This window comes from Dictyobacter halimunensis (assembly GCF_036245075.1).
Window position 1 is genome coordinate 661,821 of record NZ_BSRI01000001.1, and the last position, 20,361, is coordinate 682,181.

A 20,361-nucleotide genomic window follows, 5' to 3' on the forward strand; every position below is an offset into this window, starting at 1 on the left:
AACACCAGGATTTTTGAAACGCTATACAACTATTTCTTCGTAGCCCAAGAGGAAGCTTTATTGCGACAATAAAACTCCTCATAAGACACAGAAAGATAGAGAGGATTTATAGCATGGGCAAACATCCCTTAAAACTTGGATATAAAGCATCAGCGGAACAGTTTGGGCCACGCCAGTTGATTGACTTTGCTGTTGAGGCCGAGCAAAACGGCTTCGATAGCGTATGGGTCAGTGACCATTTCCAGCCATGGCGCCATACCAATGGACACGCGCCCCAGGCTCTTGTCTGGCTGGGTGCCGTGGGTGAACGTACTTCGAAGATTGAACTGGGCACCAGTGTACTGACGCCAACCTTTCGCTATGAACCGGCCGTGATCGCGCAGGCCTTTGGCACACTCGGCGTCCTCAATCCTGGTCGCGTTATCCTTGGCGTCGGTTCAGGTGAATCCCTGAACGAGGTGGCCGTAACTGGAGCTGAGTGGCCAGAGGCCAAAGAGCGCCTGGCTCGCTTACGCGAGGCGGTCGCGCTGATCAAACAGCTCTGGAGTGAGGACCTGGTAAACTTCGAGGGCAAATACTATAAGACTCAGAACGCGACCATTTATGATAAGCCAGAGCAGCCTGTGCCCATCTATATCAGCGCTGGTGGCCCCGTCGCTGCAAAATTCGCCGGCCGCGCGGGGGATGGCTTTATCTGCACATCTGGCAAAGGTGAGGAGCTTTATCGCGATAAACTGTTGCCCGCTGTGGAAGAAGGTGCGAAGGCCGCCAACAAGAATCCAGACGATGTGGAGCGCACCATCGAGGTGAAGGTCGCCTTTGATGAGAATCGTGACCACGCAATGGCCGATACACGCATCTGGGCCGCGCTGGCCCTGCCAGCCGAGGACAAAGTTCAGATCCACGACGCCCGCGAAATGGAGCGGCGCGCCGAAGGGGTAGCAGATCAGGCCCATCGCCGCTGGCTCGTCTCGTCCGATCCCGAGGAGCACATCGAGCAGATCCGCCCTTATATTGAACTGGGCTTTACCCACCTGGTCTTCCACTATCCCGGCGATGACCAGTCCCGCTTCATGAAGCTCTACGCCAAAGATATTATGCCGCGTCTGCGGGAACGCTGGGGATAATTTAGTTTTCTGTGTATAGATATGAAAGCGGTGGTTGAGGTGCGCTCTGGCGCACCTCAACCACCGCTTTCATATCTATCACTATGGCATCCTGGCTCTTTCTCTACTGGTCGGTAGCATTGCTTGTGAGAGGAATGTGATGTTGCTGTGGATGGTGGTGATATCACTGTGATGTGAAAAAGGTATTTTATTGATGAAACAAAGAGCATCAACGAGAAATAGTAGATATACAGCAGCTTATCTATGTGGAAGGAAAAAATACCATGGCAAAGCAGTTGACAAGCGTCAAGTCTTATCTCGAGCCGGGATTACTTGACCGCATGCATCGCTACTGGAACGCAAGCAACTACCTGACCATTGGACAGATATATTTACAGGATAATCCGCTCCTGCGTGAGCCACTGCGCCCCGAGCATATCAAGCCCCGTCTGCTAGGCCACTGGGGAACCTCGCCAGGGCTCAATCTTATATATGTCCATGCGAACAGATTGATCAAAGAGCAAGGTGTCAACGCGATCTATCTGGCGGGCCCCGGTCATGGCGGACCGGCACTCATCGCCAATGTGTACCTGGAGGGCACGTACTCTGAGATCTATCCCCAGATTTCGGAGGATAGCGAGGGGATGCGTCGCCTGTTCCGCCAGTTCTCGTCGCCCGGTGGCGTACCAAGTCATGTGAGCGTACCTACACCAGGATCGATCCATGAAGGTGGAGAACTGGGTTACGTCCTCTCACATGCCTTCGGTGCCGTCTTTGATAATCCCGATCTCCTGGCTATCGCCGTCGTAGGAGACGGTGAGGCAGAGACCGGTCCGCTAGAGGGCGCCTGGAAGGGCGTCAAATTCCTCAATCCCACCCGCGATGGCGCGGTACTCCCCATCTTACATCTCAACGGCTATAAGATTTCAGGTCCAACCGTGCTGGGACGCGAAGAGAACGAAGAGGTCAGCCACTTACTCGCAGCCCATGGCTATGAACCTTTCTTAGTGGAGGGCAGCGATCCGTACACGGTCCATCAACAATTCGCGGAAACGCTCGATACCTGCTACGCGAAGATTCGCACATACCAGCAAGAGGCTCGGCAACACGGATTTTCACACCGTCCACAATGGCCAGCCATTATTCTGCGCACGCCCAAGGGCTGGACAGGTCCAAAGTTTGTGGATAGTGTACCGGTCGAAGGCACCTTTCGCGCCCACCAGGTACCTGTCGCGGATGTCAAAAATCGGCCGGAGCATCTGAAGATTTTGGAAGATTGGATGCACAGCTATAAACCCGAAGAGCTCTTTGATGAAACAGGGCGTCTGATACCTGAACTGGCCGAACTGGCACCACGTGGGCACCGCCGCATGGGCGCCAATCCGCATGCCAACGGTGGAAAACTACTGGTTGAACTGAATCTACCAGATTTCAAAGACTATGCCATAGACGTTCAGCAGCCAGCGACCGAACACCAAGAATCAACACGGCAGTTGGGCAAGTTCATGCGCGACATTTTTACGCGCAACGCAGAGCAGAAAAACTTCCGCCTCTTCTGTCCCGATGAGACCAATTCTAACCGCCTGGGCAACGTGTTTGAGGTCGAGAATCGCTGTTCTGTCAACAAGATCCTCCCGGGAGATGATCATCTCTCCCCTGATGGTCGCGTAATGGAGGTCCTGAGCGAGCATCTCTGTCAGGGATGGCTGGAGGGTTATCTGCTCACCGGGCGCCACGGTCTATTCGCCACCTACGAGGCGTTCGCGATGGTCTCGGACTCAATGACTGTACAGCATGCGAAGTGGATGCAGGAGGGTATTAAACTGCCCTGGCGCGAACCCATATCGTCGCTGAATATCCTGCTGACCTCGACCTGCTGGCGCAATGACCACAACGGCTTTAGCCATCAAGGCCCTGGCTTGATCGATACCGTGCTATCGAAGAAAGGCTCGATCGCGCGTATCTACCTGCCGCCCGATGCCAACAACTTAATAGCGATCTCGGATCGCTGCTTCCGCAGCAAAAATCATGTGAATCTGATCGTCATCGATAAGCAGCCACAGCTGCAGTATATGACCATGGAAGAGGCCATAGAGCACTGCGACCGTGGTTTATCCACCTGGAAATGGGCCAGTAACGATGGAGACCTTGAACCCGACGTGGTACTGGGCTGCGCGGGCGATATCGCCACTCTGGAGACCGTGGCGGCAGCCTGGTGGCTGCGCAAGCATATCCCTGAACTCAAGGTTCGCGTCGTCAATGTCGTTGACCTGATGGCTCTGTATCCAGCCTTCTTCCATCCCCATGGCCTGGATGAAAGGACATTTATCGACCATTTCACGGAAGATAAACCAGTCGTCTTCGCCTTCCATGGCTATCAACGGGCTATTCACGAGATTGTTCATGGACGAAGCAATGCGCATCGCTTCCATGTTCGCGGCTTCCTTGAAGAGGGAACCACCACCACACCATTCGATATGGTTGTAAAAAATGGCATGAGCCGGTATCATCTCTGTATCGAGGCACTCAAGCGAGCATCGCGGATCAAGAACCTGGCCCCCGAACTGATTGCCGAGTGTGAAGACATGCTGGTCAGACATGCATCCTATGTGCAGCAGAATCTCCAGGATATGCCGGAAGTACGCGATTGGGTCTGGAGCGATTAAACTGCTAAATAGATATGAGCGCGGCCGCGACAATGGCGTCGCAGTCCATTGCTCCTCCTTTCTTCAGAAGAGGAAGGCGTTGTCTGATCAGACGGTGCCTTCCTCTATTTTTTATGTCCGCCTATTTGATAGGCTGAGCACTCATACGTTTGAGTGATAAACAGACCAACGGCAACTTGAAAAACAAGTAGAAGGAGACCAATGCAAGCACAAAAAGCTATCATGATTCATAGTCCCAGCTCTGGCCGATCCAACAAACTGGTTGAGATCACTGACTGGTTACGTGAAGCGGGAATGGAAATTGTCGATGTCCTGCCAATTCACGCACTCGATGGACTGCCCCCACAGGGACCACTCTGGCAAGAACAGGGCATCCAACTGGTCATCGCCGCTGGTGGGGATGGACTGGTAGGTGGCGTAACATCGCACATTGTGTCCAGCGACTTACCACTGGGCATCTTACCATTGGGGACCGCTAACGATGTGGCGCGTACCCTGGGCCTCTCGATGGATATCAAACAGGCAGCAGCTACAATTATGCGCGGCAAGGTTATCAACATTGACATTGGCGTAGCCCAGCCCGCCGAACAGGAGCCGCACTCTATTTCTAACGAGCACAAAACCATCGTCCCAGCCAACGCCCACAGCTACTTCGCGCACGCCCTGACCATCGGCATTAACGTCAAATTCGCGCAGTTTGCCACCGATAAGCAGCTGCGCAAAAAGTTCGGCAACATGACGTATGCGGCAGCGGTAGCCAAAGCGCTGCAGGGCTATACGCCAATCGAGGTGGATCTGGACTTTGAGGGGCTGGCTATCTACGATCATGATCACGACGGCAAACCGGTGGGAACACCCAGAATTCTCTCCAATAAGGTTCAGATTCATAGCAAGGTGGCCCAGGTCACCATTGTCAATTCGCCGGTATTCTGGGGAGCCTTACAGGCCACGGTGCCAGGCGTCAACCTGCATGATCGACTACTGGATATCGTTATCATTGAGGATAACCGCATGGAACAGCTCGTATATAAAGTGCTGCGCTTCTTCAGGCGTTCAACGGCACAAAAACCTGAGTATGCTGGCTGGTATAAACAGTTTCCAGAACTGGTTTCCGCCGAGCGTACCAATATCCCGGGTATTCATCATGTGCAGGCGCAGGGTATCACCATCCATTGCCGTGGCAAACAGGCCGAAGCAACTTTAGATGGGGAGATCCGTGGTCAGACTCCCATGCATGCCCGTGTCGCCGACGAGTGCCTCAATGTCATCGCGCCTTGAGCCACCGACAACTTGCAGTCAGGCAATAACCGGCTAAAAGCATATCCAACTTACGCTGGCTTACCCGCCTCTAACCATAATCATATGTTCATCGCCGGTCAAACCAGCAGCAAACGGAATGCATACAACAGCACAATGATTGCCTCTCGCCGTTTCATCGGGTAGGGTCAGATAGAAACTACAGTGCCCATAGGCCAGCAGTTCTAAACAGACCTGCCAGTGTAAGGAGATCTCTACCGGAGGGGAACCTCTTTGCCGCAAAAAAAGCTTGCATAGCTCTTCGATAGCGCCCAGCGTATCCAGCAGCGATGGCGTTGGGCGGGACGCCTGCAGAGTATAGAGATGGTGCGTATCGTCGAGCGCGCCTATGATAGTAGGAGACGAACAGACGTCCTGCGCTGTCTTCTGCACGCTTTCAGGCGCTTCGCGTAGAGGAGGAGTCGATGAGATCAGAGGAGTAACGCACACCTCACTCGGGGTCCTATTGGTAGGAATAAAGGGAGCCGCGGTAACCTCTAGCAGGGTATCTGGCTCCACGTCAACACGCTGAGTTGAAACGGGTAAATACATCGTTTCCTGGTCCGCAACATCACCAGCCTGGCACAGGCGCATAAAAATATCCACAGTTTCCTCCCCTCACTGACAACAAAACCACGCCACTGTGTAAAGTATTAGCATATGATGGATTTCATTATACGTATCTACATGGATTAGCTCAAGAAAAAGTGCGGAAAGTGGTTATGATTAGGATAAAAGTCCTTGCACATCTAAGCATAGAAAACATTTATAGGGAGGAAAGGGGAGGAAAATAGATTTATCCATCTTCACCCCCATGCAATATCACTATAGCGGATAAAGGTACAGCCACTACCTGCGCGAATGCTCCCGATGAGATTGCTCACCTGCGTGACGGTGAGTGCCTTCATGCTCGCGGTCCCGCTCATGCTCGCGCTCTCGTCCACGGCTATGAAATCTCTCATCATCTCGATCTCGGTCTCTATCATAGTCCCGGTCTCTGTCACGCCCCTTATTGTTCTCGCGATAGCTATACCCTCGTTTATGCCCTTTGCTCCGGCCTCCACCAAAAATTCTGTAGACTACATTGATGAGCACAATAATCACCAGCAGGACGAGAAAACCACCGAGCAACAAAATCCAATTATCCATAAAACACTGTTCCTTCCAAACCGGGGTACATCTTGATTGACACTGATACCCGACGCTATAGAAAACGATGTATTGCCCGCTAGATCAAATGCATATAGTGCGCTTATCGATAAAAGTGCCTGATTATGCGCCACCGATAAAGAATAGTTTCGCATTTTTGTGCCTGTTCTGCAAACCCGGACTATTTTATTTATTGATAGAGGTTCCACATTTCGCGCAAAAGGCCGCGCCCGGCTTTAATTCAGCCTTACAGCGTGGGCAATAGGCTTTAGGCGTCTTCAATGCCGTACCACACCAGGAACAATAGAAGTCGTCGGCATCATTTAGTCTCTGGCAATTGCTACATTTGAGCTGGACCTGAGAACTAGTGGTAGCTCCTTGCGTAGGCTGTGAAGAGGCATCTCTGGACGTAGCAGTCCAGGAAGACGGACCACCCGATGTAGGCCCTTGCTGCTGTTGCATTTGCGCCTCTACATGTGAGGGCACAGACCCCATCTGGACATCGGGCCGCTGCTGTAGAGCAACCATATCCAGGGCCTCAAAGAGCTGTTCCTCCAGACCTGCCTGGCGTAATACACCGGCCCCTGTGGTAAACAGCAGAGGCCAGAAAAAGATCATGCCCAGTAGGCCAGCTGCCGCCTTGTCCTCCCAACGGTGCTCTCCCACCAACGCCACCACACCTTCTGGCACCCCGCGCAAAATAACCGTCAGCGCGGCCTGCATACCCAGGATAGCCTCAAAATCGCCGCCTTTGCGCAACTGCACCACCATCTGTCCCTGATTGGAAAAATGCTGCACCTGATAACCTTGAGACATAAAGATGGATTCAAAATCTCTCACCATACGATCAACATTAAGATTGGCAGCCTGATAAAAACGTGTACTCATCTATTACATATCCTCAATTCTATCTATGATTTTTAAAAGATGTGTTTAATAAGACGCTATAAGTGAGGGGATCTAAAAACATTAACCCATCAGGGTTAACTGTACAGAAGTCGAAACGATTTATAGAAAGGAGTGGATTTAAAAGAAAGACAACCTCAAATGTGCCATAACAACAAGCCAGGTATGCTAAAAGAGTCAGAAACATTACCTGCCTAAGGAGATGCACCATGCTGCAAGCGCCGCATATTATTAATGACCTTACTCGAAGTAGTCATCCTGACCATTGCCTTCATCTTTCTTATCTCTACACGCGAGGAGTGCCCCTGGGCTTATTATCATTAGCGGGCATATTGCTCTTGAAAGCGATGGTGCTATCGCATCCTAAAGACCATCGCAAGCATTTAAAATATAGTTGCGGCACCTTGCTGCTGGCTCTATTATGCCTTTCACACCAATGGTTCTGGATCCTACCGGGGCTGGCTCTCTACAAGCTTTTGCCAGCATTAGCGAGGATCACCAATATCTCTCACCCATCACGAAAGCGGTCAAGCTCAAAACAGGATATTTCTGATGAGCAATATGATAACTCCCCGGATAAAAAACCAGCGGAAGAGGGAAGCGCGTCTCTGCATTATCAGTATCTATCATCCTACTACTCCTACGATGAGCAACCTCAGGCACACTATCCCCAGGTGCTCCCACCACAAACATACAGCACATGGCATTAACAGTGGTGATGACATTGACACAAAAATTGTGGGCGACACAATTTTTGTGTCAATCAGAAAACATGAGGGTACATGAGGGTAAAAGAATCTCACCCTCATCAGCCCGAGGAACATCTCACAAAGACGAAAAACATGGGCGCGATAACGGTACAACCATTATCATCTTCCTTCTTCATGAAAGCATGTAGGGTGCCAACCTTCACGAGTCAGGCTAACCACTAGTGGCAGTGGGGGCGATGGCAATCATTGTGACGGCGATAGTGGCAATCCTCATGACGGCGGTGATCATCGCAATCACGATGAGGATGATAACAGTTATGTCCACCGCCATTCACCCCGGCTAATACCTGCTCCTCCAGGTCCATTTCTGGAGCATGTGCAATCGAAACGGCTTGCTGGCTCTTGTGAAAAAGGTTTAAAAGTTTCATGTAGATTTTTTCCTTCCTGTATTGCCTGCTCGAGTTACAGGCAAATGCCGATATCTCAGTCTTTAATTACTTGCTATCAAACCAACCGCGACCGGCATTCGTCTCCATGTCGATCAGTATACTTGATTTAATCATAAAGATTAGTGAGCTACTTCACATGCTTTTTGTAAAATACATCACTTCTTGTGCAAAATAGTGGTTGGAAAGAGAAAATAAGAACAAATCATTGCCTGTTTACATGTTGATTATAAGGGGAGCAACTACGATGCCACTTTCATATCGCCAATCCACTGAAGCCAGAACATTGCTGTTGACAAGAAAGGCTACACATATTAGGCTTGTATACGCAGCAACAGCCCAATATAAGCTAGTAGAGGTTAATATGTATGCCACACTTTGATGAGTTCTTCCTCACCCAGATTCGGGATCGCACCGAAGCCAGATGGCGTGACTACCAACCACTGACCTTTGAACAGTTTCTGGCACAAGATCGCATGAATTGCATCTGGCAAAAAGGCACAAAATGGTTGGGATTAAGCGATGAGGAGATCAACTCGATTGAGAAGCAGTGGTCCCTTCACTTTCCGCCCGATTACCGCCTATTCCTGAAAATTTTGCATTGCCTCGATAGACCTATTATTATCGCGACCTACGATGGCGATACGCGCAAAATTGTCCCTTGCGAGTCGTCTTTTTTACCAGACTGGCAACGGGAGGGCGATGGCATAAAAAATGCCTATCAGCAACTGGTTGATGATGTCACCTATGAGGTACTGCAAAATAATGTCTGGAAACCCGGTTGGGGCCGCAAACCCATTACCAGATATGGCTTGAAGCAACAGATAGAAGCCTTGATCGCACGCGCACCTAAATTGATCCCAATCTATGGCCATCATTTCTTGCTGGCCGAACCCGGGATCGCGGGAAACCCCATTCTGACATGGCATCATTCCAGTATGATTATCTATGCTCCTGATCTCTACTATTTCTTTTGTAAAAATTTTGTGGAACTACTGGAACTGACCGACCAGGAGCTGCAGACTATCAACGCGGAAAGCAGGCAGATCAGTAAAAAAAAGCGCCCGGAATATAAAGCTATTCCTTTCTGGGGAGAGATGCTATAAGCCGCGTTTCCATCTATGAAACCGATTGCTTCAGAGATGTGAAATACAACTCATTTGTATTTTGTTTAAAATTTTAGTCCTAGCAGTGCAACTTTTCGTCACTGTAATCGATTATAATAAATACAGAGAGATATATAAACCTATCTTTATGGCCAAAGTCTATTTTATGCTTTTAAATGTATGTCCAGGAGGCACATCTCACAATGGTTGATTACCATACCAGCCGACAGCGTTCATATAAAGTACTGTCGCTGATGAGTGTCACCATACTTCTTCTAATGATGCTGAGTGCCTGTGGTAATCCACAGGTGCAAAATAGCGCGTCAACGGATAAAGCAGCGCTTGATAAAGCGATAGCCCACGCCCAGAGCGTCGGGGTACCAGACACTCTTCTCAGTCCTATTTTGAATCAGGAACATAAAGTCAGCAGCACTAATGAACCGGTTACATTGTTTTCCAATCAACCTGCCACTGATTATTATTCAAATCTCGCCAAAAATTATCAACTGTTAACGGTACAGGTACGAGGACTCGAGTATCAAGCTACACAGCAATCTGGCCACCAGGCCTCTGTTGACCTGAAAGCTTTCTCCTCAATTCTGTCGCAGCGACAGACACAAGGGTTCGTAGAGGCTCAGAACTTTACCAATACGCTTACCCAGGTTCAAAACGAAATGAACCGGGCGCAAGAACCAAAACAGTATATCCAGGTGAGCCAGAAGTCACAGCAGGCCACTGAAGCCCTGAAATTACTCGGCACCGCCAATGATCAACTGGGTTCATTCCAGACGCTCATCAAGACCCTGAAGAGCTCTAATCTGGATACAACCGCATTAGACCAGCAAGAAGCAGACGATGTCCAGCAATTCCGCCAGGCGACAACGCCCGATGATTTCCGTAAGATCATTAAAGACCTGAACGCGCAGACGCAGACCGCCAATACTATCTCAACCCAGGCTGTTCCTTATGTGGGGCAATTCAAGCTGGGGCAGTTCCAGGCTTCCATCGATAAGGTGAAAAGCTACGGTGGCAATGCGGACCAGTACCAGCAACAGTACAATAGTGACAAGGCGCTGTTGGATAGCGGAAACTTTGTCAAGTTTACGACCGACTTGAATCAACACATGGCCGACATTCGGGTACCCTTGCTCCAGTTACAGGCAACCTACGATGTCAATCAGCTCATGACCGATGCCAAGAACTGGGGCCACTCACACCAGTACCACGATAGCTTCAACGGCCAGACCTACGATACGGCTTATGATTACTGGAATGGTACCGTATACGATCTCAATTCCGAACTCACGACCGCAGTGACCACCGACGATTTCCAGGCCATCATCGATTCAGCTAAAGATCAGCGCACCCTTTTTGAGGGCATGAAGACGGATGCCGTTGATTCAACGCCGTATAACGTTCCTCATCAGAGCGACCTGAAGTTGATGCAGGAGTTCAACGCGACCAAAGGCAAAGTGGTTGTTACATCGCTCAATAACGGTGCCTTGCGCGTCTATCAAGATGGCAAGCTCGTTCACTCTATGCTGGTGGTTTCTGGCATGCCGGATAAACCATCCCCTCCGGGAGTAACAACGATCACCAATCGACAATCACCAGCCACCTTTAAGGCCTTTGACCAGAATAAGAATTCGCCTTTCTACTATCCAGATACAAAAATCAATTACGCTATGATGTATCATACCGGTGAATACTACTATCATGATAGCTGGTGGAGAGCCGATGACGATTATGGTCCAGGCAAACAATTCCCGCATTATGCTCCAGCAGCATTTAATGATGGAACCCACGGTTGTATTAACATGTCGCTGGACGAGGCGGCCTGGCTGTGGAAATTCACCACTCCAACCGATCCCAACGGGACCGACACGGTGACATCAATCGTCTATTAGTCGCTAACGCAGCATATATAAAAGGGAGAGAAGCCCATCCGGGTTTCTCTCCCTTTTATATATGTCTTACTCTCGTCATCGTGGGGGACGTGAGCACCTATGACACTGTTGACTTTTTACACAGTATAAATTATAATGTAAAGTATGAGTACGCAGAAACGCGCCTATAAATTCAGATGCTATCCAACCGACGAGCAAAAACAGATCCTTGCTCGGACGTTTGGCTGTGTACGCTTTACCTACAATTGGGCTTTGCGCCTCAAAACGGACGCCTTCTACAAAGAGCACACGCGCCTGTACTACAAAGACCTTTCCTCAATGTTGACGGACCTGAAAAAGCAGGATGACTATCGCTGGTTAAATGAGGTGTCCAGTGTTCCCGTCCAACAGGCATTGCGCCATCTGGACAAAGCATTCATCACTTTCTTTGAGGGTCGTGGGAAGTACCCAACGTTCAAAAAGAAGCGAAAGAAACAGTCTGCTACGTACACGTCGAGCGCCTTTACGTTCCGCAATGGCACCCTAACACTGGCAAAGATGCAAGAGCCGCTGGCTCTTGTGTGGTCACGTCCCTTGCCTGAAGGAGCTCTTCCATCCAGTGTTACCATCAGTAAAGACGCCAGTGACCGCTATTTCGTCAGTTTGCTGCTAGAAGAGAGTATCGCGCACCTGACCCCCTGTGAAACCGCTATCGGTGCCGATCTGGGCTTGAAGTCGTTCGTCGTCCTCTCTGATGGAGAAATCGTTGGCAACCCCAAATTCTTCCACAAGGACGAAACAAAACTGGCAAAGGCGCAACGCCGACACGCGAAAAAGAAAAAAGGGTCCAAGAATCGGGAGAAGGCGAGACGCAAAGTCGCCAGAATACACGCCCGGATCGGTGATCGACGTTCTGACTTTCTGCACAAGCTGTCCACACGGCTGATCCGTGAAAACCAAACGATCTGCGTGGAGAGCCTTCAGGTCAAGAACATGGTCAAGAATCGTTCTCTCAGCAAAGCTATCTCTGATGTGGGGTGGAGTCAATTTGTGTCCCTGTTGGAATACAAAGCAGACTGGTACGGTCGAAACCTGGTCAAAATCGACAAGTGGTATCCCTCCAGTAAGCGTTGCTTCGACTGTGGATATATCTTCGCATCTCTCACGCTCGATGTACGCCAGTGGACGTGTCCGGAATGCGGCGTCCATCATGACAGAGATATCAATGCAGCAAAGAATATAAGGTCCGTGGGGCTCACGGTCCTCAATGCCTGTGGAGAGTCCGTCAGACCGGGGGCGGTGAAAACCAACCCCGGCAAGACTCAACGAAGCAGGAAACCCCGCAAGTGATTGTGGGAATCCCCCGGCTTGAGCCGTGGGGAGGATGTCAATTGAACAGATAGAGATGCTCAGGACTGAGCTGATGGGATAATCGGCAAGACAACAGCTGATGGATGCTCATCATCATGGTAGATGCGCTGCTCAGCTACAGCCAGTTCACTGGTCATCCCCAAGGAGGCCCCGGTATTCTGATTGCGATCATATTTGGGAAAGGCGCTGGAAGTTATCTGCACACAGATACGATGACCAGCCTTGAACACCTGGGATACGTTCCAGCAATCAATCGAGTAGTGATAAATTTCTCCAGGCTTGATCAGTTCAGGCTTATCCATGCCATTGCGGAAGCGGGCGCGCACCATACCATCGCAGAGACGCTGACGGAAACCATTGGGCCACACGTCGATCAGCATGGCCATAAAATCAGTATCCGGAGCGGACGAGGAGGCATAGAGATCAACCTTGATTGGCCCGGTCACCTCTACATCTTCTTGCAGCGGCTCGCTGGCATACACCAGCATATCATCCCGACGCTGCAAAGAGGCATAGTCATCTGGCCCGCCGATCTGAGAGGAGGTTGCCTCGGTGATAAAGGGCACCGCATTCGTGGGATCGTAGAGGTAGGTATCTACGGGTTCGGTCTCTGGCCTGGAGGAAGAGAGAGCACCATCGCCGAAACGGCTGTTAGCGCGTCCCTGGCTATGTAGATAATAAGGCGTCCACTGTGTATGTGCCAGGGGCCACTCCTGCTCGTCACGCCACTCGTTGTTTCCCATCACAAAGATACGCACCGGTGACACCCATGTCGCGGGCTGTCCCTTCAAATAATGGTCATACCAGCGCAGCTGTTCCGCACGCAGATCGATAATCGACTGTGGACCAAAATCGACATCACCAATTCTGGACTCGGCATTGACGTTGTGGCCCCAGGGACCCATCAACAAGCGCTGATTGGCACGCGCTTCAGCGGTAGCGCCTTGCCTGGTCATGCCAATATAATTTAAGGGGGTGCCAACCTGCTCGTCATCATACCAGCCAGAAATGTGCAAGGCGGGCACATCAACACGATCAAACTTCTGTTGATAGCATAATGGCTCCCAGTAGTCATCGAGCTGTGTATGCTGCATCTCCGTACGCCAGGCGGGTATGCTACGGCCAACACTCTCATCCATAGTAAGCAGCGGCAGATGCTGATAGACCTGCTCCCATTCCACCCGTTCCATCGACTGGAGGGCACGACCACTGACCAGGTGCAGCCAGCACAGATGCATGGGACTCGGGGTTCCGGTAGGGGTTTCCACAAAGGGATCAGAGGGGGGAACCAGCACCACCATGGCTTTGAGATGCGGTGGACGCTCAATCGCCGTCAACCACTGGATGCGGCCACCATATGAGGCCCCGATAGTGCCAACATTGCCATCCGACCAGGGCTGGCTGGCACACCACTCGACTGAGTCATAGCCATCACGTCCCTCATTAAAATAAGGCACAAACTCACCATCAGAGTCGCCACGACCACGAACATCCATCGCTACAAAAATATACCCGTTGCGAACAAAATACTTGGCTGTCTCCAGACTCACCTCGGCCTTCATATACGGCGTGCGCGACAAAATAACCGGCCGCTGACCAATCTGCTGCGCTGTCCCGACAGGCATATAGATGTCAGCCGACAGGGTAATCCCATCACGCATAGGCACACGTTTATCAAACTGGATCTGTAGTTCCCGAGGATATACAGTAGTCATCAAAAAACTCTCCCTACACAATTACTATACCGGGGAACGCAACCGTTCCCACACTGTTTTAGCGTTGATGCAGCAGGTGCGCGAAAGTCGTAAATGTGATGGAGCACCTGCGGTGCTCAGGGGTCAATTTCATATTGGTACATGGGGTGCGCGAATGCGCACCCCATGTACCAATATGAAAACCAGGGCGGCCGCACATGCGGCCGCCTATACTGGGGCCCGGTATGACGCGAGTCTGACACTCTCACGGTATGAGAGTGTCAGGAGGGCAATACAATCTGCACTTTGACCGAGGTAGGTTTCATATGCGTCGCATACTTGAATGCCTCAATGCTTTCCTGGAAAGCAAATGTATCCGTGATTAACGGCTTCACATCGATCTTGCCGCTTCCAAGCAGCGCCAGAGCACGTGGATAGACGTGGGCATAGCGAAAAACGGTCTCTATGCTGGCCTCTTTCGCCTGGGCTGCTACAATATCAAGCGGCACGGGAGCGCCCGGCATACCAATAAAGACAACGCGTCCGGCCGGGCAAAGCGGTTCAAAAACACTGGCGGCCGAACGGGCATTGCCGCTGGCCTCAAACACGATATCCGCTCCCCAGCCATCGCTTAGCTGCTGCACCACTTCAGTTACACTCTGCTGCGCTACGTTCACCGGTACGATTGGTCCGAGCGTGCGGGCCATTTCCAGTTTCTCCTGCACCACATCCGTCATCACAACCTGGCTACAGCCACCAGCCAGCGCGGCCAGGGCTGTGACCATCCCAATTGGACCCGCCCCCATCACCACTGCCAGGTCTCCAGGCTTGATTCTGGCTTTGGTTGCCGCGTGCATACCTACCGCCAGCGGCTCAACCATGGCACCTTCAGCGAAGCTCACATTATCCGGTAATTTAAACGTGAAAGCAGCTGGATGCACGACATATGGAGTCAAGCAACCATGAACGGGAGGAGTTGCCCAGAAACGTACAGCCGGGTCCAGATTGTAGATGCCGAGCCGGCTGGCCTTGCTATTGGGATCTGGGATACCTGGCTCCATGCAGACGCGATCGCCTTCTTTTAGATGCGTAACCCCGCTGCCGCATTCAATGATCGTGCCAGACGCTTCATGCCCGAGCACCATTGGCGCGCGCACAACAAACGGCCCAATGGCGCCATGCTCATAATAGTGCACATCACTACCGCAAATACCTACTGTGTGAATAGCGATACGCACGTCATGTGGACCCAGCGTTGTCTGCAGGTCAACGTCGCGTAGTGACAACTCCTGAGCCTTCTCTAAAACAAGAGCAACCATAGCAAACCTTTCTTTATTGTAACGGATCAACTGTTGCTTCCATAGTTCGGCGCCTACAATGCTTCTCCCCTATGCATACAATTTCTAATCCATCAGCCGTAGTTGGTATACAATACAGGCCATTATAACACCTGGCCCACGTATCCCTCCCAATGTATCGTTTGCAAGCAAGCTGAAGTTCTAGCTCAGGCTAGAATCCAACGCATAGATCTGGAAGATGTAGAATATGGGAGAGCAGCATACAAAGCTACAAATAAATACACAAAATATATATTTATTGATGTTCTTCGGTAGGTACTGGATCAGTAGGGCGCTCCGCGTCAGAGGCGGGAAGAGCGCGTAGCTGATCCCAGGGAATACGTGTAGATGTACCGATATCATGCAGGTGCAACGCATCATTATAGCGAATCAGCCGCCAGCGTCGATCAGGTCCGCGCTTTTGCCAGTGGGTAATTGAAGTATTGCGCGTTCTAAAACCAGCCTGTGGCACCGCTAATGAGCTCAACCGAAAAAAATAGATAAATGAGCCGTCAATAATACCACCATGGCATACCAGCACAATTGTCTTATCCTCATATGTATGTACAATACGTTCCAGGGCGGTAGCGGCGCGCAATTGAAATTCGCCCCAGCTCTCTCCACCCGGCGCGGGCTGCTTCAAGGGTGCCTTCCGAAAATCGATCGGTCCATATATGCGTTGATATTCTTCAGCGGGCATGCCATCTGTACCACCGGCGCGCATCTCCTCAATCTCTTCATCTACCAGCAGAGGAGCGTCCAGCGCGGGCGCAATAATCTGGGCCGTCTGGCGTGCTCGATGCAGCGTGCTACAAATGAAGACGTCAGCCTTGATTTCATGGGTAGCGGCCAGCCGATCACGCAGATGCTCAGCCTGAACAATACCCAGAGGAGATAGATCACTGTTCCCAATTGTGCCCTGGATAGCAGATAGCGCTTCACCATGGCGAATTAAATACAGGTTGGTCGTCATAGATTCTCCAATCAACAGCAATACATAAATAAACATACTTCACTCTTCTACTATAACCCATGATCTCGATTGGCTGCAGGATAATCATGGTCATAGTGAGCGTTGCAACCAGCATAAAGCACGCTTAACAGCCAGCATCACACCACAACAGCGGTTGCCCGCACTTCCCTAACAAGGAAGTGCGGGCAACCGCTGTTGTGGTGTGATGTTCCGTATCACCCACAGTTCCATTGGGTAGCGCGCCGCTACATAGAAACCCTGCAGGTGGAGAGGGAACGAAACATCAGACACAATATCCTTAAGAGTCGCGGTCAGAGGCCAGTTTTCACTACAAAGCGAAAGCAAGAGTTACACGGTAAACACCTGACCATAAGACACTCTTAATGTACAACCAGGTCAATCATGATCACCCGGGCCACCTATTCCACCTGGCCCACCCATTCCACCTGGGCCGCCCGGTGGTGGGTTATGATCGCCTGGGCCGCCAGGTGGTGGGTTATGACCGCCTGGGCCACCCGGTGGTGGGTTATAACCGCCTGGGCCACCCGGTGGTGGGTTATGACCGCCTGGGCCACCAGGACCTTCTGGATAATGATGGTGATTATAGAACGGAGGCAGCCAGTGATGGTGATACCAGTCCCACCAACCGGGGATATGATATTCATCACACCAGACCCATCCATATGGGCTGTACCACCAGCCCGGCTCGTACAATCCCCTACACCAATTGTATGGCCAGGGGTCGGGATTGGGGTAATAGTTTGGCGGAGCAGCTTTCTGAAGCCTACAATTGCTCATATCATGGGCAACCTGAATCATATGGCTAGATGGGCAATTTGAAGCCATGGACGCAGCATGGGTAGAGTTACTGCCCAGCATAGCAAATGACAAAGCAAATGCCAGTGCCAGAAGGCCCACGCCACATTTCAGCATAAGCACCTTACGATCTCTCATAAGCACTTCCTTTCATACCTGATAATCTGTAAGAGGTGCATTAGATGAATAATGGTTTGATGCAACAAACCATTATTTCCTCTCCCAACCCATTATAATAAAATAAAGAAATTGAGCCCTTAAATATATAGAACAAACAGTAACTATTATTTTAAAGTATAAAATTATTTTTAGCGTAAAAAATACTTAAGAAAGCGATAAGTAAAAAATGGCGGCAGCTCTGGCTCCTAAGCGTATTACCGTCAACGCCATCGATCCAGGCCCCACTGAAACCGGTTGGATAACTGAAGAGATCAAGCAGTAACTCAACAAAATCTCACCACAGGGGCGAGTCGGTCAGCCAGAAGATGCCGCCCGGCTAATCTCCTTTTTGACCAGCCCCAACGCCAGTTGGATTACCGGGCGGGTCATTCATTCACGTGGGGGGATGTGAAATATGCGATAGGCGGCTTTCCCAAACCTGGGAAAGCCGCCTATCGCATAAAAAGGGCCCGGAACAACAGCCGCTAGCTATCCCAGGCATTCCCCAATCGGGTCAATCGTTCGCGATATTCAATACGCTGCTGCCAATCCGCTGGCCAGGCAGACATGCCCAGGTAAGCGCCAACAAATGCACCGGTCAGACAGGCAATCGAGTCGGAGTCACCAGAGCTGACAGCGGCACGCTGAATAGCTGAAACAGGATCTTCAGGGTATACCAGAAAACAGTATAGGCCTGTCGTCAGAGCCTCTTCAGCGATCCAACCGGCCCCGGTAATCTGGCAGGGATCACTTTCGCGGTCCGGATGCTGCATTGCCAGGCGCAAGCGCTCCAGAACAATCAGGCATTCATCCCAACCGCTCTCGATAAAATTCTCTGGAGACTGTGTCGCCGAGCGGCGCCAGAGTGGACCCAGCCAGTCGGCATGATATACGGAACGCTGACTATGGGCATACTCGATCAGGCGCTCGGGTAAAGTAGACGGATCAGCGCCAGCGGCCAGCTCGGCAACCACCCAGGCCGTGAGGTCAGCAGCAGCCAGCCCTGTGGGATGGCCATGGGTTAGCGCCGCCTGAAATTGTGCGATGGCGGCGCGCTCACTGGCCGTCACACCACTATTGGCAGTGGTCAGCAACCCGACCGGTGCCACACGCATGTTGGCCCCGCACCCCTTAGATCCGCTAATGGTAGCCTTATACCACGGCAGACCGCAGGCCAGATAGTCACAAGCCTGCCTGCAGGTCATGCCAGGAGCACGATTGTTGTCGGGGCTTTCATTCCAGGCAACAAAAGCATCGCGCAAAGGATCTTCCAACGTCTTAGCCGTATAAGGCCGCGCGGCCGCTAGCAAAGCTTCTCCCACCGCCAGCGTCATCTGGGTATCGTCGGTCACGCGCACCGGCGTATCCGATGTTAGCTCGCGAGGTCCAGCGGGAGGATAACGTCGAAGGATCGCATTCACAGAAAGGAATTCGGTATCCGCGCCCAGAGCATCTCCATAAGCGGCCCCAAACAGGCACCCTGACGCAAGCTTCATACGGCGACTTCTATCGCTAGTATTTTGCATATATGTACAACTCTCTTAAATTTTAAAATATATCAAAGATGATAGAACAGCTTTACTATACCATAATTTGAAGCTTCCGCTTCTCAACATGACGCGCCTACGGCGCTCAATTCATTTTTTAGTGTTGGCACAACGCAGTCAGGGGGTGCGAATGCACCCCCTGACTGCGTTGTGCCAACACTAAAAAACAAGGCGGCCGTGCATGCGGACGCCCGTGCGGGGGCGCTTTATTCCCCTAAAACTAAAAATGCACCACGCTCAGTGGTCACAATATACATAACTCGCCAGAGTTTTATTCTTAAAATCTGTAATGGCAATCTGATAAGAATCGTGTATAGTAGGGATAGAGGTTGACCCATCTTTGAGTGGCTCGCCTATGTAGTGTGAAAAATATATGAGGAGAACCTGTTTGCAGCTCAGAATTTACTTTAATCCAGCCGAACTGACCTTTATTGAACCACCCGAAGAAGATATCTATATCGTCATCGACGTTATGCGTGCCACAACAACTATGACCGTGATGTTTGAGCAAGGTGCCAGGCAGGTACTTGCGGCCCAAACCCTCGAGCAAGCATTGGAAGCGGGCCGCAAAGTGCCCGGACGCATCTTATGCGGTGAACGCCATACACAGACACCACCCGGATTCGACTGCGGGAACTCGCCCGCCCAGTTCGCCACGATGGATCTCAACAATCGCGAACTGGTGCTCACTACCAGCAATGGCACCCGCGCCCTCTTTGCCTGTCCCGAGAAAAGTACCCGCCTGGCGGGTTGTTTTTATAATGGGACCGCCGTAACAGCTAAAGCAATCGAACTGGCGCACGAACACCAGAGCAATATCGCGATCCTGTGCGCCGCCGAGTACGGCTATTTCGCGCTGGAGGATGCCGCCTGTGCCGGCTACCTGGCGCAGGAGATCCTACGTCAGGAACCTGACATACAGATTCACGACAGTACCCATGGCGCGATTACCCTATATGAGAGCTACCCTCCTACAATCCTACACGAAAAAGCGCAATCTTCCCTCGATCTCATCGCCACCGGCCAGCAGAAAGACCTGGAATATTGCCTCGTCAGGAACAAGAGTGTCTGCGTACCCATGGTTACTGGCATAGAGAACGCCACAGGGCTCCTGCAGCTTGTCCACCCAGCATCCCAGCTTATTGAAATTTAAGTGGCCCATAGGCAGGCATCACGGTCTCTACACATAGCAG

17 protein-coding genes and 1 pseudogene are annotated in these 20,361 nt (G+C 51.2%); 10 read left to right on the forward strand and 8 right to left on the reverse strand.

The features are described from left to right. Positions 1–113 precede the first annotated feature (113 nt). From fgd to AABA21_RS02840, 3 genes are all read left to right on the forward strand, one after another. A complete protein-coding gene (fgd, locus tag AABA21_RS02830; protein WP_338247448.1) occupies positions 114–1,127 on the forward strand; it encodes a glucose-6-phosphate dehydrogenase (coenzyme-F420) in 1,014 nt (337 codons plus the stop codon). Positions 1,128–1,390: 263 nt separating this feature from the next. Next, the gene (locus tag AABA21_RS02835) at positions 1,391–3,772 is read left to right on the forward strand and encodes a phosphoketolase family protein (protein ID WP_338247449.1); all 2,382 of its coding nucleotides are present in this window, start codon (positions 1,391–1,393) and stop codon (positions 3,770–3,772) included. A gap of 201 nt (positions 3,773–3,973) precedes the next feature. Continuing rightward, on the forward strand, positions 3,974–5,050 hold the full coding sequence (locus AABA21_RS02840; protein ID WP_338247450.1) for a diacylglycerol/lipid kinase family protein: 1,077 nt from the start codon (positions 3,974–3,976) through the stop codon (positions 5,048–5,050). A gap of 60 nt (positions 5,051–5,110) precedes the next feature. Here AABA21_RS02840 and AABA21_RS02845 read toward each other — a convergent pair whose 3' ends face one another. The 3 genes from AABA21_RS02845 to AABA21_RS02855 all read right to left on the reverse strand — a co-directional run bounded on the left by AABA21_RS02845 (position 5,111) and on the right by AABA21_RS02855 (position 7,105). Then, a complete protein-coding gene (locus AABA21_RS02845) occupies positions 5,111–5,674 on the reverse strand; it encodes a hypothetical protein (protein ID WP_338247451.1) in 564 nt (187 codons plus the stop codon). A gap of 243 nt (positions 5,675–5,917) precedes the next feature. Continuing rightward, complete coding sequence (locus AABA21_RS02850) at positions 5,918–6,217, reverse strand: hypothetical protein (protein WP_338247452.1); 300 nt, start codon at positions 6,215–6,217, stop codon at positions 5,918–5,920. Between the two features lie 186 nt (positions 6,218–6,403). Next, complete coding sequence (locus AABA21_RS02855; RefSeq protein ID WP_338247453.1) at positions 6,404–7,105, reverse strand: zinc ribbon domain-containing protein; 702 nt, start codon at positions 7,103–7,105, stop codon at positions 6,404–6,406. A 227-nt stretch (positions 7,106–7,332) separates the two neighbouring features. Here AABA21_RS02855 and AABA21_RS02860 point away from each other — a divergent pair, with 227 nt between their 5' ends. Beyond that, the gene (locus AABA21_RS02860) at positions 7,333–7,833 is read left to right on the forward strand and encodes a hypothetical protein (protein WP_338247454.1); all 501 of its coding nucleotides are present in this window, start codon (positions 7,333–7,335) and stop codon (positions 7,831–7,833) included. Positions 7,834–8,051: 218 nt separating this feature from the next. Here the strand turns inward: AABA21_RS02860 and AABA21_RS02865 are convergent, their stop codons facing one another. Further along, positions 8,052–8,261 carry a hypothetical protein gene (locus AABA21_RS02865; RefSeq protein WP_338247455.1) on the reverse strand — a complete coding sequence of 70 codons (210 nt, stop codon included), beginning with the start codon at positions 8,259–8,261 and terminating at the stop codon, positions 8,052–8,054. A 386-nt stretch (positions 8,262–8,647) separates the two neighbouring features. On the opposite strand from AABA21_RS02865, the gene AABA21_RS02870 reads away from it, so the two are divergent. The 3 genes from AABA21_RS02870 to AABA21_RS02880 all read left to right on the forward strand — a co-directional run bounded on the left by AABA21_RS02870 (position 8,648) and on the right by AABA21_RS02880 (position 12,621). Further along, positions 8,648–9,385 (forward strand): SMI1/KNR4 family protein, encoded by a 738-nt coding sequence (locus tag AABA21_RS02870; protein WP_338247457.1) that lies wholly within the window; start codon positions 8,648–8,650, stop codon positions 9,383–9,385. Between the two features lie 203 nt (positions 9,386–9,588). After that, entirely contained in the window at positions 9,589–11,292 is a 1,704-nt protein-coding gene (locus tag AABA21_RS02875) for a L,D-transpeptidase (RefSeq protein WP_338247458.1), read from the forward strand. Between the two features lie 144 nt (positions 11,293–11,436). Then, entirely contained in the window at positions 11,437–12,621 is a 1,185-nt protein-coding gene (locus tag AABA21_RS02880; protein WP_338247459.1) for an RNA-guided endonuclease TnpB family protein, read from the forward strand. 59 nt (positions 12,622–12,680) lie between these two features. Here AABA21_RS02880 and AABA21_RS02885 read toward each other — a convergent pair whose 3' ends face one another. The 3 genes from AABA21_RS02885 to AABA21_RS02895 form a co-directional block, all read right to left on the reverse strand. Beyond that, on the reverse strand, positions 12,681–14,357 hold the full coding sequence (locus AABA21_RS02885) for a CocE/NonD family hydrolase (RefSeq protein ID WP_338247460.1): 1,677 nt from the start codon (positions 14,355–14,357) through the stop codon (positions 12,681–12,683). Positions 14,358–14,617: 260 nt separating this feature from the next. Next, positions 14,618–15,655, reverse strand: coding sequence for an NAD(P)-dependent alcohol dehydrogenase (locus tag AABA21_RS02890; protein ID WP_338247461.1), 1,038 nt, complete (start codon positions 15,653–15,655; stop codon positions 14,618–14,620). 274 nt (positions 15,656–15,929) lie between these two features. Next, complete coding sequence (locus AABA21_RS02895; protein ID WP_338247462.1) at positions 15,930–16,682, reverse strand: histidine phosphatase family protein; 753 nt, start codon at positions 16,680–16,682, stop codon at positions 15,930–15,932. 347 nt (positions 16,683–17,029) lie between these two features. On the opposite strand from AABA21_RS02895, the gene AABA21_RS02900 reads away from it, so the two are divergent. Together AABA21_RS02900 and AABA21_RS39210 are read left to right on the forward strand one after the other, a co-directional pair. Further along, on the forward strand, positions 17,030–17,473 hold the full coding sequence (locus AABA21_RS02900; RefSeq protein ID WP_338247463.1) for a hypothetical protein: 444 nt from the start codon (positions 17,030–17,032) through the stop codon (positions 17,471–17,473). Positions 17,474–17,829: 356 nt separating this feature from the next. Continuing rightward, a pseudogene (locus AABA21_RS39210) lies at positions 17,830–18,033 on the forward strand (SDR family oxidoreductase); the annotation flags it as partial. 73 nt (positions 18,034–18,106) lie between these two features. On the opposite strand, the gene AABA21_RS02905 reads toward AABA21_RS39210, so the two are convergent. Next, entirely contained in the window at positions 18,107–19,117 is a 1,011-nt protein-coding gene (locus AABA21_RS02905; protein WP_338247464.1) for an ADP-ribosylglycohydrolase family protein, read from the reverse strand. A gap of 439 nt (positions 19,118–19,556) precedes the next feature. On the opposite strand from AABA21_RS02905, the gene AABA21_RS02910 reads away from it, so the two are divergent. Further along, positions 19,557–20,321 carry a 2-phosphosulfolactate phosphatase gene (locus tag AABA21_RS02910; RefSeq protein WP_338247465.1) on the forward strand — a complete coding sequence of 255 codons (765 nt, stop codon included), beginning with the start codon at positions 19,557–19,559 and terminating at the stop codon, positions 20,319–20,321. Positions 20,322–20,361 lie beyond the last annotated feature (40 nt).

Bases quoted from the DNA above. Each gene is read 5' to 3' on its own strand.
- fgd (WP_338247448.1), top strand. From the start codon at position 114: ATGGGCAAACATCCCTTAAAACTTGGATATAAAGCATCAGCGGAACAG.
- AABA21_RS02835 (WP_338247449.1), top strand. From the start codon at position 1,391: ATGGCAAAGCAGTTGACAAGCGTCAAGTCTTATCTCGAGCCGGGATTA.
- AABA21_RS02840 (WP_338247450.1), top strand. From the start codon at position 3,974: ATGCAAGCACAAAAAGCTATCATGATTCATAGTCCCAGCTCTGGCCGA.
- AABA21_RS02850 (WP_338247452.1), bottom strand. From the start codon at position 6,217: ATGGATAATTGGATTTTGTTGCTCGGTGGTTTTCTCGTCCTGCTGGTG.
- AABA21_RS02855 (WP_338247453.1), bottom strand. From the start codon at position 7,105: ATGAGTACACGTTTTTATCAGGCTGCCAATCTTAATGTTGATCGTATG.
- AABA21_RS02860 (WP_338247454.1), top strand. From the start codon at position 7,333: ATGCTGCAAGCGCCGCATATTATTAATGACCTTACTCGAAGTAGTCAT.
- AABA21_RS02865 (WP_338247455.1), bottom strand. From the start codon at position 8,261: ATGAAACTTTTAAACCTTTTTCACAAGAGCCAGCAAGCCGTTTCGATT.
- AABA21_RS02870 (WP_338247457.1), top strand. From the start codon at position 8,648: ATGCCACACTTTGATGAGTTCTTCCTCACCCAGATTCGGGATCGCACC.
- AABA21_RS02875 (WP_338247458.1), top strand. From the start codon at position 9,589: ATGGTTGATTACCATACCAGCCGACAGCGTTCATATAAAGTACTGTCG.
- AABA21_RS02880 (WP_338247459.1), top strand. From the start codon at position 11,437: ATGAGTACGCAGAAACGCGCCTATAAATTCAGATGCTATCCAACCGAC.
- AABA21_RS02885 (WP_338247460.1), bottom strand. From the start codon at position 14,357: ATGACTACTGTATATCCTCGGGAACTACAGATCCAGTTTGATAAACGT.
- AABA21_RS02890 (WP_338247461.1), bottom strand. From the start codon at position 15,655: ATGGTTGCTCTTGTTTTAGAGAAGGCTCAGGAGTTGTCACTACGCGAC.
- AABA21_RS02895 (WP_338247462.1), bottom strand. From the start codon at position 16,682: ATGTTTATTTATGTATTGCTGTTGATTGGAGAATCTATGACGACCAAC.
- AABA21_RS02900 (WP_338247463.1), top strand. From the start codon at position 17,030: ATGTACAACCAGGTCAATCATGATCACCCGGGCCACCTATTCCACCTG.
- AABA21_RS02905 (WP_338247464.1), bottom strand. From the start codon at position 19,117: ATGAAGCTTGCGTCAGGGTGCCTGTTTGGGGCCGCTTATGGAGATGCT.